The 15,172-nt window shown below is 74.8% G+C and carries 3 protein-coding genes; all 3 read right to left on the minus strand.

Annotation, left to right across the window (positions count from 1 at the left end):
* Nucleotides 1-11 precede the first annotated feature (11 nt).
* From ACFYXV_RS18675 to ACFYXV_RS18685, 3 genes are read right to left on the minus strand one after another with little or no spacing between them, the layout of a single operon-like run.
* Nucleotides 12-1,376: a cytochrome P450 gene (locus tag ACFYXV_RS18675; RefSeq protein ID WP_389383479.1), complete on the minus strand. Its 1,365-nt coding sequence runs from the start codon at nucleotides 1,374-1,376 to the stop codon at nucleotides 12-14.
* A complete protein-coding gene (locus ACFYXV_RS18680; protein ID WP_389383480.1) occupies nucleotides 1,373-8,704 on the minus strand; it encodes an amino acid adenylation domain-containing protein in 7,332 nt (2,443 codons plus the stop codon). Before ACFYXV_RS18680 ends, ACFYXV_RS18675 begins: the two co-directional genes overlap by 4 nt.
* A gap of 52 nt (nucleotides 8,705-8,756) precedes the next feature.
* Nucleotides 8,757-15,113, minus strand: a complete 6,357-nt coding sequence (locus ACFYXV_RS18685) for an amino acid adenylation domain-containing protein (RefSeq protein ID WP_389383481.1) — start codon at nucleotides 15,111-15,113, stop codon at nucleotides 8,757-8,759.
* Nucleotides 15,114-15,172 lie beyond the last annotated feature (59 nt).

Below are 15,172 nucleotides of genomic sequence, written 5' to 3' on the forward strand. Positions count from 1 at the left end.
GCCGGCCGCGGTCAGTAGCGGACGGGCAGGGCCGTCAGCGCGCGGTTGAGGAGGGAGGGCTGCCAGGTGTGCTGCCCGCCGAGCAGCTCCAGCCCCGGGTACTCGCGGACCAGTACGTCGACCACCGCGCCCGCCACCAGCCGGGCGAAGGCCGCCCCGATGCAGAAGTGCGCGCCGAAGCCGAACCCGAGGTGCGAGGCGCTGCCGCGCCGGACGTCGAACGCGTCCGGGTCGGCGAAGCGCGCCGGGTCCCGGTTGGCGGCCGCCGTGACCAGGAACAGCCGGTCCTCGGCGCGGACGGGGCGCCCGTCGAGGTCGAAGTCGCGGGCGGCGGTGCGGATCGACATCTTGGAGGGGCCGTCGAAGCGCATGGCCTCCTCCACCGCCATCGGCACCAGCGCCGGGTCCTCCCGTACGGCGGCCATCTGCTCGGGGTGCTCCAGCAGGGCGAGTACGGCGTTGACGATGAGGTTGCTGGTGGTCTCGCCGCCGGCGAAGGCCATCTGGGTCAGCATCCCGACGAACTCCTCCTCGCTGACCGACTTCCCGATCTGCCCGCCCGCCAGCACGGCGCTGATCAGGTCGTCCTTGGGGTCGGCGCGGCGCTGCCGCACCAGGTCGGCGAGGTAGTCGTCCAGGTTGACCAGGGACTGGAGCGAGGTGCGGTACTCGCGCTCCTCCTGGGCGGCCCCGAGCACCAGGTCGCCGACCCGGGCGTTCCAGTACCAGAAGGACGGGCCGTGCGCCTGGGGGACGCCCAGCCAGCGGGCGAAGACGAGCGCGGGCAGCGGCCGGGCGATGTCGGCGACCAGGTCCCCGATCCGGCCGGGGACGGCCCGGCGGGTGAGCATGGCGCGGGTGGCGCGCTCGACGAAGGCCCGGTAGCGGCCGATGGAGCGGGCCGCGAACTGCTCCTGGAACACCTGGCGCAGTCGCCGGTGCTGCGGGGCGTCGTTGAACACCATCCAGCGGGACAGGATCCCGAAGGCGCGCTCGGCGTCCTCGCGGGCGCCCTCCGGCACGGCGTCCATCAGCGGGCGCACCCGCTCGGCGGAGACGGCGGGGGCGCGCAGGCAGTGCATCAGCTGGGCGTGCCCGGTGACGAGCCAGGCCCGGTGCATGGCCGACCAGTACACGGGGTCGTGGTCGCGCAGGGAGTTGAGGTACCCGTACGGGTCCGCGTTGACGGCGGGGTCGAGGAGGTAGCGCTCGGTGAAGGGGGCCGCGGGGGCCGCCGGGGCCGCCGGGGCCGGAGGGCTCGTACGGGTTGCGGCGGCCGGCGGGGCGGTGCGCCCGGTGACCGGGCACACCAGCGGGGACAGGTCCGCGGCGGTGGCGGCGGCAGGGGTGTTCGTGTTCGTGGTCAGGACGGTCATCGGCGTGCCTCCGACTGGATCCGGCCGAGCGCAGCAGCGGTCTTGTGCATCAGCCGTTCGGACATCATGGACATGTGGTCGCCTTCGGTGACGTGGACGGTCAGTCCGCCGAGCGCGGTCTCGCGCCAGCGTTCGACGTAGGTGCGGAAGTCCACGTCCAGCCCGGGCATCGGTTCGCCGTCGGGCAGTTCCGCGGCCGCGCTGCCCACCAGGAGGTGGACGTGGCCGGCGTAGGGGCGCAGTTCGTACGCGGACAGGGCGGTCAGCAGCGAGTGCCAGACCTCGATGGGGGCGTGCTCCACCAGGGCCGCCTCGCCGGGGCTCATGCCGGCCCCCAGCAGCAGGGTGGTGAGCTCGGCCACGGCCGCCTCCCGCTCCGCCGAGGGCGGCAGCGTACGGAGGCGGTCGCGCATCCGCAGCCCCCGCTCCATGTCCCGGCCGACCGCCGCGAGGCGTTCGCGGGAAGCCGGGTGGGGCAGGTGCGGTTCGATCAGGGTCAGCGGGGCCACGGTGTGACCGGCCGCGTGCAGCTGGGTGGCCATCTCCAGGGCGATGTTGGCGCCCATGGACCAGCCCAGCAGGTCGTGCGGGCCGTGCCCGCCGTGGGCGGCGAGCTCGGCGGCGTAGTTGGCCGCGATCCCGGCGATGGTGGTCGGGTCCACCCCGCCGAGCAGGCCCCGGGCCTGGAAGGCCCGGACCGGCCGGCCGGGCGGCAGGGCCCGGGCGAGCGGCACGTACCAGGCGCCGCTGCCGCCGCTGGGGTGCACGCACCACAGCGGGGCGCCGTCGCCCTCGCGCAGCCGGACCTCCGAGGTGACGGCCCGGGCCCCGGGAGGAGCCTCCTCCGCACCCGCCGCCGCCTGCGCGGCGCGGGCGGCGAGCCGGGCGATCGTGGGCAGTTCGAGGAGGTCCCGTACGGAGACGCTCAGTCCCCGGGCGGCCGCCTGCGCGGCGACCCGGACGGTCGACAGCGAACTGCCGCCGAGGGCGAAGAAGTCGTCGTGGACACCGACCTGCTCGATGCCGAGCACCGTGCGCCACACCTCGGCGAGCACCACCTCGGCCGGCGTGCCCGGCGCGACGTAGTCCGTGGCGCTGCCCAGCCGGTCCGCCGCGGGCAGCGGCAGGGCCTTCTTGTCCACCTTGCCGCTGCTGTTGACCGGCATCGCGTCGAGGAAGACGAACCGCGCGGGGACCATGTACGCGGGCACCTTGGCCCGCAGCGCCTGGCGGAAGGGCTCCACCACGGGCTCCACGCCCGCCTCCGGCACCACGTACGCCACCAGCGCCGGCTCCGGCAGGTCGCGCCGCAGCAGGACCACCGCCTGCTGCACCTCGGGCAGCTCCCGCAGCCCGTGCTCGATCTCGCCGAGTTCGATGCGGAACCCGCGCAGCTTCACCTGGCTGTCGCGGCGGCCGAGGACCTCGACCGCGCCGTCGGGAAGCTGGACGCCGATGTCGCCGGTGCGGCACAGCCGGCCGCCGGGGGTCCCGTACGGGTCGGGGACGAAGGCGGCGGCGGTCAGGTCGGGGCGGTTCACATAGCCCCGGCCGATGGCGCGCCCGCCGAGGTAGACCTCGCCCTGCACCCCGACCGGGACCGGCTGGAGGTCCTCGTCGAGTACGTAGACCTGCGTGTTCCGCATGGGCCAGCCGATCGGCGGGCGCTTGCAGTCGGACTTCAGGAGGGTGGAGACGGACCACACGGCCGTCTCGGTGAGCCCGTACACGTTGTAGAACCGCCGTCCGCGCGCCCACTTCTGGGGCAGTTCCGCCGGGCAGGCCTCGCCGCACACCTGGAGGATCCGCAGCGCCGGGAAGCGGTCCTCGCCCAGGGCCGCCAGGGCGCTCGGGGCCAGCATCGCGACGGTGATCCCGTAGTCGAGCAGAGTGTTCGCCAGATCGGCCCCCGCGCGCAGCGCCTCCCGGGGCGGGGTGCACAGCTGGGCGCCGTTGGCCAGGGCCCACGTCAGGTCCATGATCGAGACGTCGAAGCTGAGCGAGGCGAACTGGAGCACCCGGTCCTCGGCGGTCACCGGGAACAGATCGCGCTGCCCCTCCAGCATGTTGGTCAGGCTGCGGTGCTGGATGGTGACGCCCTTGGGGGTGCCCGTCGAGCCCGAGGTGTACAGGATGTACGCGGCGTTGTCCGCGGTGACGGGCGGCGCGGGCACCGGCGCCCCGGCGGGAGCGGCCCACGTCCGCGGGTCGTCCACGACCAGGGTCGGCCCCTCGAAGGGCACCGTGTCCAGCAGCGAGGACTGGGTGATGAGCACCGGCATCCCGCTGTCCTCGACGATGAACTTCAGCCGGTCGGAGGGGTGCTGGGACTCCAGCGGCAGGAAGGCGCCGCCCGAGCGGAGCACACCCAGCACGGCCCGGACCATCTCCGGCCCGCGGTCGAGGCAGATGCCCACCGGCACCTCCGGCCCGACCCCGAGCGCCCGCAGCCGGTCGGCCAGACGCTGCACGGAGGCGTCCAGTTCGGCGTACGTGACCTCCTGGTCGCCCTGCCGGACGGCCACCGCGCCGGGTGTCAGCACGGCGTGCTCGGCCACGCACTCGTGGAACATGAGCGAGGTGTTCGGCAGTTCGGGGCCCCGGCCCCACTCCTCCAGTGCCCGCATGCGCGCCTCGCCGGCCAGCGCCGGCGCCGTGACCGGGGCCTGCGGCCCCGCGGTCATCGCCTTCAGCACCTCGCACATCAGGTCCGCGAGCTGCTCGGCCGTGGCGGGGGCCAGGTAGTCGGGGTCGACGTCGAGGATGAGGGACTCCACGCTCGCGTTGAGCATCAGCGGGAACGCGGTGCGGGCGATCTCCAGCGAGTCGTCCCAGCTGTCCCCGGACAACCGGTGGAAGTTGACGTAGTTGAAGAGGGTGTCCGCCACGCTCGGCGCACCGGGCCTCAGCTGCGCCATCCGCGCCAGCGGCACCCTGCGGTACGGGAGCATCTCCTGCTCGGCGGCGAACGCGGCCTTCAGGTACTCCAGCCAGCTGCCCCGGGGCCGCCTGACCCCGAACGGCACGGTGTTGAGGAACAGCCCGCGCATCCGGTCGGCGCCCGGCACCTCGGGCCGGCCGTTGGTGACCAGGCCGACCGAATGCCCCTCGGCGGAGCCGTCGCGCTCGGCGAACAGGCTCATGGTGTGGTGGAACGCCGTGAGCAGGACGGTACGGCGGGGCACCCCGGCCAGCCGGGCCAGCCGGCCGATCGGTTCGGCCAGGGACGCGTACGAGCGCCGCACCTCGTGGACGAAGTGACCGCTGTCGGAGGCCTCCGTGCCGCGGCGGGTGAACAGGACCGGGCTGAGGTCCGCGAGCGCCGTCCGCCAGTGCTCCAGAGCCTCCTCGTCGGCCAGCGCGGCCCGCTCCAGCGCCACGTACTCGGCGTAGGGGGGTGCCGGGGGAAGCTCCGGGGTCCGGCCCTGGGCCACGGCCTGCCGGTGCAGGTCCAGCAGGTCGGCGATGAGGGAGGTCAGGCTCCAGCCGTCGAGCACCACGTGGCAGTCGGTCAGCGTGAGCCGCAGCTCCCGGTCGGTGAGGTGGTGCAGGTGGATGCGGACCAGCGGCGGGGCCGCCAGGTCGAAGCGCCGGGCGAACTCCGCGTCCACATAGCCCCGTACGGAGGCCCACTGCTCCTCGTGCGGCAGAGCGCGCAGGTCGCTGTAGCCGACCGGGAGCGCGGCGGTGGCGTGCACCAGCTGGAGCGGCTCGGAGAAGGAGACCAGGTCGATGGAGGAGCGCAGGATGCTGTGGCCCCGTACGACCGTGTCCACGGCGGTCCGGAAGGCGGCGAGGTCGAAGCCCTCCGGAACGGTGATCTTGAGGTCGGTGACGTTGTGGTAGGCGCCGCGTCCCGGGTCGGCCAGCATCTCGTGCAGCATCCCGGCCTGGAGCATGGTCAGCGGGTACGCGTCGTCGAGCCCCTGCGGCAGCCGGGCCGCATCGGCCGGATCCAGCTGGGAGAACGGCTCCACGGGCGCGGGGCCGGCGCCCTCGGCCGCCTCCGTGGCCAGCGCCGCGAGGTCGCCCAGGGTGCGGGCCCGGAACAGGTCCGGGACGCTCAGGCCCAGACCGGCGTTGCGGGCCTGCCCGATCACGCGCAGGGCCAGCATCGAATCGCCGCCCAGGTCGAAGAAGTTGGCCGTACGGCTGACCCGCTCCGCGCCCAGCACCTCCGACCAGATGCGGGCCAGCGCCTCCTCGGTCGCACCGGCCGGCGGGACGTGCCCGGCGGGCGCGCCGGCCCCCTCGACGGCGACCGCCACCAGGGACTTGCGGTCCACCTTGCCGTTGGCGGTGATCGGCAGCTTCGGGTGCCGGACGAACAGCGCGGGCACCATGTACTCCGGCAGCGTCAGCCGCAGCCGGTCGCGCAGGTCCGGCGCGTCCAGCGGCCGGCCCTCGGTCAGCACCACGTGGGCGACCAGGCGCGCACCGCCGTGCGCGTCGGGCCGGGCCACCACCGCGGCGTCCCGTACGCCGGGCAGGGCGCGCAGCGCGGTCTCGATCTCGCCGGGCTCGATGCGGAAGCCGCGGATCTTGACCTGGTGGTCGGCACGCCCGGCGTACGCCAACTGCCCGTCGGGCAGGACCCGTACGAGGTCCCCGGTGCGGTACATGCGGGTCCCGGCGGGACCGAAGGGGTCGAGGGGGAAGCGCTCGGCGGACAGCTCCGGCCGGTTGCGGTAGCCGCGGGCCACCCCGCCGCCGGACACGTACAGCTCGCCCACGGTGCCGTGCGGCACCAGGCGGCCCGCCCGGTCCAGGACGTAGCCGTGCTGGCCGGCCAGGGGCCGCCCGATCGGCGAGTACACGGGCGAGACCGTGTCCTCCTCGGTGATCAGCCGGTACGTGACGTGCACCGTCGTCTCGGTGATCCCGTACATGTTCACCAGCGCGGGCCGCCCGCCCCCGGGTACGGCGAACCAGTCGCGGTAGTCGCGGGCGTCGAAGGCGTCACCGCCGAAGACCACCGTGCGCAGCGCGAGCGAGCCGAACTCCTCGCCCTGCTGGGCCATGTGGGCCCGCAGTCCCTTGAAGGCGGCCGGGGTCTGGTTGAGGACGGTGACGCGCTCGTCGCGCAGGACGGCGTGGACGGCGGCGGGGTCGCGCACCTCGTCCTCGGTCAGCACGACCACCCGGCCGCCGGAGGTCAGCGGGGCCCACAGCTCCCAGACGGAGAAGTCGAAGGCGGGGGAGTGCAGGAGCGTCCACACGTCGTCGGCGCCGAAGTCGAAGTGGTGGTCGGCGGCGCCCAGCAGCCAGGCCAGGTTGGCGTGGGTGATCTCGACGCCCTTGGGCCGGCCGGTGGAGCCGGAGGTGTAGATGACGTACGCGAGGGTCTGGGGGCCGGGAGCGGCGCAGTGCAGGTCGTCCGTGTCGTCGCGGCGGTCGTCGGAGGTGTCGTCGGCGGGGTCGGCCAGCGGGATCACGCCCACCGGCAGCCCCTGCACCGCGGCGCGGCCCACCGCGTCGGCGACCACCCACTCCACCCCCGCGTCACCGACCGTGAACTCCCGCCGGGCCCGCGGGTGGGCGGGGTCCAGCGGCAGGTACGCCGCGCCCGCCCGCCATACGCCGAGCAGCGCGACGGCCAGGTCGACCGAGCGGCCCAGGCACACCCCGACCAGGGACTCCGGGCCGATGCCCGCCGCCCGCAGCCGCCGGGCCAGGGCCCGCGAGGCCGCGTCGAGTTCGGCGTACGTCAGGCTGCGGCCGCCGCCGGAGACGGCCACGGCGGTGGGGGCCAGCCGCATCCGCTCGGCCAGGCGCTCCATCGCGAGCCGGGGAGCCGGCTCGGGCACGGCGCCGGCCGGCAGGCGGTTCGCCGGGCCGTCGGGGCCGAGCAGCGCGGCCCGCTCGCCGGCGGTCAGCAGGTCGGCCATGGCGAGCGGCACGTCCGGGGCCTCGGCGAAGGCACGCAGCACCGCGACGGTGTGCTCGGCCAGCCGGGCCACCGACCCCGCCTCGAACAGGTCGGGGCGGTAGACGAAGCGGAGCCGGATGCGGTCCGCGTCCTCGCTGACGTCCAGCGTCAGGTCGAACTTCGCGGTGGTCAGGTCGATCGGGAAGGCGGTGCCCGTCGCCCCGCCGAGGGCGTACCCGCCCTGCCGCGCGGCGGCGGAGTGCGAGAACAGCACCTGGAACAGGGGGTTGCGCGACAGGTCCCGCTCGGGGCTCAGCTCGTCGACGATCCGCTCGAACGGCAGGCTCTGGTGGGACAGGGCGCCCAGGACGCTCTCCCGGGTCCGGGCGAGGAGCTGCGCCGAGGTCGGGTCGCCCGCCAGGTCGGTGCGGATGACCAGGGTGTTCACGAAGAAGCCGACCAGCTGCTCGATCTCCGGGCGCTCCCGGTTGGCGACGACGGTCCCGATCGCGATGTCGTCCTGGCCGCTGTGGAAGGCGAGCGCCGCCTGGAAGGCCGCCATCAGGGTCATGTACGAGGTGGTGTCGGCCCGGCGGCCGAGCTCGGCCAGCGCCGCCGTCAGCCCTTCGGGGAGCTCCACCGTGTGCACGGCGCCGGCGGAGCTGCGGACGGAGGGCCGCGGGTGGTCGGTGGGCAGTTCGAGCGGGGTCAGACCCGCCAGCGCCGTACGCCAGTAGTCCAGGTCGGTGCTCTCGTCGGCCCCGCGCTGCCAGTGCGCGTAGTCGGTGTACTCGACCGGCGGCTGCGCGGGCTGCGGGGCCATGCCCCGGCATCTGGCGCGGTAGCAGGTGCCGAGGTCCTCCGTCAGGATGTCCAGCGACCAGCCGTCCGAGACGATGTGGTGCATGGCCAGGACCAGTACGTGGTCCTCGGCGCCGATCCGCAGCAGCGTGGCACGGAACGGGGGCGCGGCCGCCAGGTCGAAGGGGCGCAGCGCCACCTCCCGTACGGCCGCGGAGATCGCGTCGGGGCCGCCTTCGCGGACCGCCGGGGGCAGGTCGGTCACGTCGAGGCCGGCCGCGTCGGGGGCGGGCAGCACGCGCTGGGCGGGCACGCCGTCCTCGTGGGAGAAGACCACCCGCAGCTGCTCGTGGCGGGCGGTGAGGTCCCCGATCGCGGCGCTCAGCGCGGCGGTGTCCAGGGGGCCGGTGAACCGCCAGGCGGCGGGCATCAGGTATTCGACGCCGCCCGGGTCGAGCTGGTCGAGGAAGTACAGGCGCTGCTGGGCGGCCGACAGGGGGGCCTGCGCGGGGCGCGGGTCGAGGCGGGGGATTCCGGCGGGCGCGGCGGCGGCCTTGCCGCGCAGGCGCATTTCGAGGAGCCGGCGGGCGGCGGGGGAGAGGCCGCCGGGGGTGTTCGACGAGGCGGTGGTGGAGGGTTCGACCTGTGCAGTGGTCATCGCAAGTGCCGTCCAATCAAGGCTGGGATCGAGGTCCGGAACGCGGGGGCGGTCAGAACTCGGAGGTCAGGGACAGGTCGATCTCGTCGTCGCTCATCGAGGAGATCTGGTCGATGAGCTGTCGTTCCACTTCGATGGCGAGCAGTTCGACCGTCGGGTGGTCGAACAGGTCGCGTACCTGGATCGGGCAGTCGAAGGCGGTGCGCAGGCGGGAGGCGGCCGCCACGGCGCGCAGCGAGTGGCCGCCGAGGGAGAAGAAGTCCTCCCGGATCCCGACCTCGGGCAGGCCCAGGACCTCGGCCCAGATCTGGGCCGTCACCACCTCGGTCGGGGTGCGCGGCGCCACGGACGCGGCCGGCGCGGGCAGTTCAGGATCGGGCAGGGCGGCGGTGTCCACCTTGCCCTGCACGGTCCGGGGCAGGGCGTCGAGCAGGACGAAGGCGGCGGGCACCATGTAGCCGGGCAGCAGGGTCCGGCACCAGGCGGCCAGCGCCTCGGCGTCCGGCCCCCGGTCCTGGACGGCCGCGTAGCCGACGAGGGCGCGCTCCCCGCGCAGTTCGCGGACCAGGACGGTCGCCGCGTGCACCTGCGGGTGCTGTTCGAGGACGGCCGCGATCTCGGCCGGTTCGATGCGGAAGCCGCGGATCTTGACCTGGTCGTCGGTGCGGCCGAGGAACTCCAGCTCCCCGGAGGGCAGCCGGCGCACCAGGTCGCCGGTGCGGTAGAGCCGCCCGCCGGTTCCGCCGTACACGTCCGGTACGAACCGCTGCGCGGTGAGGGCGGGCTGCCCGAGGTAGCCGCGGGCCAGCTCCGGGCCGCCGATCAGCAGCTCGCCCGGCACCCCGACGGGGACGAGCTGGTCGAGCGCGTCCACGACGTACGCCCGGCGGGAGCCCAGCGGCCGGCCGATCGCCACCCGGCCCTCGACGGGCGCGGTGACGGTGTGGGCGGTGGCCGAGATGACCGATTCGGTCGGGCCGTACGTGTTGACGACCGGCACGTCGGGCAGGTGGGCGAACCAGCGGGCCAGCGGCGCCGAGGGCAGTGCCTCCCCGCCGGTGACCAGCAGCCTCAGGCCCTTGAGGTCCCCCGCGACCGTGTCGAGCCGGGCGACGATCTCCTCCCAGTAGGCCGGGGTGGCCTCCATCACCGTGATGTCCCGGGTCCGTACGGCTTCCGCGAGCTCCTCCACCGACCACACCTCGTCGGGGCGGACCACCACCGAGGCTCCCGCTCCGAGGGCGGGCAGCACCTGCTCCAGCGAGGCGTCGAAGGAGAAGGAGGCGAAGGCGAGGACCCGGTCTTCGGCCGTGATGCCGAACAGCTCGCGGGCCGCGGCGGTGTGGGCGGCCAGGGCGTGGTGTTCCACGCCGACGGCCTTGGGCCGGCCGGTGGAGCCCGAGGTGAAGATGACGTAGGCGAGGTCGCCGGGACCGGGGGTGTGGCGCGGCGCGTCCGGGTCGGGCACGACGGAGTCGACGGGGACGGTCCGCGGTCCGAGCGCGGCGGCCAGCTCCCGCGTCGAGCCGTCGCTGAAGACGCTGTGCACGCCCGCCTCGGCGCACATGAACCGCAGCCGGTCCTCGGGCAGCCGCGGGTCCAGCGGTACGTAGACCCCGCCGGCCCGCCAGATGGCGGCCATCGCGGCGACCGAGCGGATGCCGCGGCGCAGGCACACGCCGACCGGTGTGCCCGGCCCCGCCCCGGAGGCCGCCAGGGCCGCGGACAGCCCGCCGGTGAGGCCGTCCAGCTCCGCGTACGTCAGGGTCTCGTCCCCGCAGAGCAGGGCCACGGAGTCCGGGGCGCCCGACACGGCGAACGGCTGCGCGGGTGCGGCCACCGCGGTGCCCGCCGCTTCGGCCAGCTCCTCGTACTCGGAGGCGGACAGCAGCTCCAGCCGTCCGACCGCCTGCTCCGGATCGGCCACCACCGCCCCCAGCACCCGGCCCACGTGCCCGGCGAACCGGGTGACCGTGGCGGCGTCGAAGAGGTCGCTCGCGTACTCCACGTTCAGCGCGAAGCGGTCCGGATAGAGCAGGAAGGTGGCGGTCAGGTCGAACTTGGCCGAACCCCAGGGCAGGACGAAGTGCTCCACGTCGAGGCCCTCGACGCGCGGCCCGCCCGCCGCGCTCTCCTGTACGTCGAACATCACCTGGAACAGCGGGTTGCGGGAGGGGTCCCGCTCCGGGCGCAGCTGCTCCACCAGCCGCTCGAAGGGCACCTCCTGGTGGTCGAAGGCCCCGAGCACCGACTCCCGCACCCGGTCCAGGAACTCCGTGAACGAGGGCTCGCCGGACAGGTCCCCGCGCAGTACCACCGTGTTCACCAGCAGCCCCACCAGCCGCTCCAGCTCCAGCTGTCCGCGGCCCGCGACCGGGGTGCCCACCGCCACGTCCCGCTGCCCGGACCAGCGGACCAGCACGATCTGCACCACGGCCAGCAGCACCGTGAACCGGGTCACCCCGTGCCGTCGCGCCAGCTCGCCGAGCGCGGTCTCCAGCTCCTTCGGCAGGTCGATCTCGACCGCCCCGCCCCGGCCCGACCAGCCCGCCGGACGCGGCCGGTCCGTCGGCAGCTCCAGTACGGGCACACCGGCCAGGGCCTCCTCCCAGTACGCCAGCTGCCGCTCCAGCACCTCGCCGGCCATCCGGTCGCGCTGCCAGACCGCGAAGTCCCCGTACTGGAGCGGAACGGGCGGCAGCTCCGCCGGGCGCCCGGCCACGCGGGCGGCGTACGACTCGGCGAGCTCACCGATGATCACGTCCTTGGACCAGCCGTCGGTCGCCGCGTGGTGGAAGGCGATGACCGCCACGTGGTCCGCGGGGTCCAGCTCCCACACCCCCGCCCGCAGCAGCGGCGGACCGGCCAGGTCGAAGCGGCGGGTGGCGTACGGGACGGCCACCGCGCGCAGCCGCTCCAGCCGTACGGCCTCCTCGTCCCCGGGCGGGGCCGACTGCCACACCAGCGGTACGCGCACCCCGTCGACCACCCGCTGCGCGGGCTTGCCGTCCACCTCGACCAGGGCGGTGCGCAGCGCCTCGTGGCGTGCCACCACCTCGTCGAGGGCGCCCTGCCAGGCGTCGCGGTCGAGTCCGCCGCGCATCCGCCAGGAGAACCAGAGCACGTATTCGTCGCCGACGTCGGACATCCGGTCCAGGAACCACATCCTCTCCTGCCCGAAGGACAGCGGCAGCGGTCCCGAGCGGTCCACCGGGACGACGGTGGCGGCTCCCGCCTGCCGGGCCGCGGCCACCAGCGGGCCGAAGGCCCGGATGGAGGGGTTCTCGAACAGGGTGCGCAGCTCGACCTCGCGTCCGAGGCGCTCGGCGATACGGGAGACGGCCATGGTGGCGAGCAGCGAGTGGCCGCCCAGGTCGAAGAACCCGTCGTCGATGCCGACCCGGTCGACGCCCAGGACCTCCGCCCAGATGTCGGCGACGACCTGCTCGGTGGCGTCGCGCGGTGCGATGAACTCGGGGCCGCCCGCGGCCGCCCGGTCCCGCTCGGTCCGCTCCCCGTCCGGGCGGGCGGCGGGCAGGGCGGCCCGGTCCAGCTTGCCCGAGGCGTTCACGGGCAGTGCGTCGAGTGCCACGAAGTCCGCGGGCACGGCGTAGTGCGGCAGCCGGCCGGCGCAGAAGGCGCGCAGTACGGCGGGCTCCACCGGGCCTTCGGGGCCGGCCACCACGTAGCCGGTCAGGCTCTTGCCGCCCTGGGCGTCCGCGCCGACGGCGACCGCGGCGGCCACCACCCCGGGGCATTCGCCCAACGCCGCCTCGACCTCGCCGAGTTCGATGCGGAAACCGCGGATCTTGACCTGGTCGTCGGTGCGGCCGAGGAACTCCAGCTCCCCGGAGGGCAGCCGGCGTACGAGGTCGCCGGTGCGGTAGAGGCGTCCGCCGTCCCCGCCGTACGGGTCGGGCACGAACGCGGCGGCGGTGAGGGCCGGCCGGCCGAGGTACCCGCGGGCCAGTTCCGGACCGCCGATCAGCAGCTCACCCGGCTCGCCCACCGGAACGAGCTCGTCGTGCGCGTCCACCACGTACACCCGGCGGGAGCCCAGCGGCCCGCCGATCGGCACCCGGCCGGGGTCGGCGTCCCCGGCCGCGCCGATCTCGTGGGTGGTGGCGGTGACCGTGGTCTCGGTCGGCCCGTACGCGTTGAGGATCCGTACGTGCGGGGCGCGGGCCCGCCAGGCGGCCAGTGCCGCGGCCGGGACGGACTCTCCGCCGAGGACCAGCAGGCGCAGCGGGGCCAGGGAGGCGGCGGTGCGGTCGGTGAGCGAGAAGGCCAGCTCGGCCCAGTAGGTGGGGGGCAGGTTCAGCACGGTGATCCCGTACCGCTCGACCACCAGGGGGATCTGCGCGGGCAGCCACTGCTCGTCCGGCCGGACCACGAGCGTGGCCCCGCAGCCGAGCGCGGTGAGCAGCTGGTCCAGCGAGGCGTCGAAGGAGAAGGACGAGAACGCGAGCACCCGGTCCCCGGCGGTGATCCCGAACTCCGCCCGGGCGGCGGCGACATGGGCGTCGATCGCGCCGTGCTCGATCCCGACGGCCTTCGGGCGGCCGGTGGAGCCCGAGGTGAAGATGGTGTACGCGAGGTCGTGCGGGTCGGGGGTGTGGTGCGGGGCGCCCGCGTCGGGCCCGGCGTCCTCCACCCGCAGCACCCGAGGGCCGAGCGCGCCGGCCAGTTCGGCGGTGGCGGCGTCGGTGAGGACGTACGCCAGCCCGGCCTCCTCGGCCATGAACCGCAGCCGCTCCTCGGGGAGCGCCGGATCCAGCGGTACGTAGACCCCGCCGGCCCTCCAGATCGCGGTCATCGAGGCCACGGACCCGACCCCGCGCTTCATGCACACGCCGACCGGGGTCCCCGGGCCGGCGCCGGCCGCCCGCAGGGCGGTGGCCAGGCCGCCGCCGAGGGCGTCCAGCTCGCGGTAGCGCAGGATCCGCTCCCCGCAGACCAGCGCCACCGCGTTCGGCTCGCCCGCCACGGAGAACGGCGTGGCCGCCGGCGCGGGGCGCTCCGAGCCCGCCATCGCGAGCAGGCGGGCCCGCTCCTTGCCGGGCAGCGGCTCCAGGCGGCCCGCGAGTTGGGCCACCGGGGCCTGCGGCTCGGCCGTCACCGCGCGCAGCAGTTCCAGGTACCCCTCGGTGAAGCGGACCATCGTGCTCTGGTCGAACAGGGTGGTCGAGTACTGGAGCCGCGCCGCGATGTCCCCGTTGGCGCGCAGGCTCAGGTCGAGGAACACGTCGAGCGGGGTGCCGGTCAGCGGCGTCCGTACGAGGCCGACGTCCAGATCGTCGAGGCGGGCCGCCGAGGGGACGGTGTTGAGCAGGGTGAAGGAGGCCTGGGCGAGCGGGTGGCGGGACAGGTCGCGCTCGGTGACCACCTCGCCGACCACCCGGTCGAAGGGTGCCTCGGAGTGCGAGAAGTCCCGCAGGGCCCCCGCACGGACCCGGCCCAGCAGTTCGGCGAAGGTCGGATCCCCGGACAGGTCGGTGCGCAGGACGATCGTGTTGACGAACGGGCCGATCACATCGGCCACTTCGGCCCGCCCGCGGTCGGCCAGGGTGGTGCAGACGGCGATGTCGCGGCGGCCCGAGTAGTGGCCCAGCAGGGTCTGGTACACGGCGAGCAGCAGCATGTAGCGGGTCGCGCGCTGTTCGCGGGCCACCCGGTCCACCTCGGCCACCAGCTCGGCCGGCAGCTCGAAGCGGACCACGTCGCCGGAGCCGTCCCAGAAGGCCGGCCGCGGGCGGTCGGCGGGCAGCGCGAGCGGGGCGACCCCGGCCAGCCGCTCCCGCCAGTACCCGAGCAGCCGCTCCATCCGCGGCCCGCTCAGCCGCTCGGCCTCGGTCCGGGCGACGTCGGTGTACTGCAGCGGCGGCGCGTCCACCGCCTCGCCCCGGTAGCCGGCGTCCAGTTCGCGCAGCAGCACGTCCCAGGACCAGCCGTCCACCGCGATGTGGTGCACCACCAGGAGCAGCACGTGCTCGTCCGGGCCGATGCGGGCGAGGGTGGCCCGCATCGGGTGCTCCTTGGCCAGGTTCAGCGGCCGCGCCAGCTCCCGGTCGAAGAGCTCCTCCGTGCTCCCGGCCTCCGTCCGCGCCAGGCGGGTGCGTCCCGCAGGGTCCACCACCGGCACGGGCTCGCCGTCGACGGCCGTGAAGCGGGTGCGCAGCACCTCGTGCCGGTCCACGATGCCGGCCAGCGAGCGCTCCAGTGCCGAGGCGTCCAGGGAGCCCCGGATGCGCAGGGCCAGGGGGAGGAGGGACTCGGCGGAACCTCCGGTGAGCTGGTCGAGGAACCACAGCCTCCGCTGCGCGAACGACACTCCGTCACCGTCACGTACGGCGTCGCCGGCTTCGCTGCCGTGCCTCGCCGGTCCGCCGTGCGCTGCGACAACCTTCACTGTGGGCCTCCAAGCGGTGTTTTCCTCAACACTGCTGTCTGCGGAGATCCGTCAGTAGG

The organism is Streptomyces sp. NPDC002181 (genome assembly GCF_042890485.1).
GTDB lineage: Bacteria > Actinomycetota > Actinomycetes > Streptomycetales > Streptomycetaceae > Streptomyces.

Coding starts and splice junctions, on each gene's coding strand:
- ACFYXV_RS18680 (WP_389383480.1), bottom strand. CDS start 8,704: ATGACCACTGCACAGGTCGAACCCTCCACCACCGCCTCGTCGAACACC.
- ACFYXV_RS18675 (WP_389383479.1), bottom strand. CDS start 1,376: ATGACCGTCCTGACCACGAACACGAACACCCCTGCCGCCGCCACCGCC.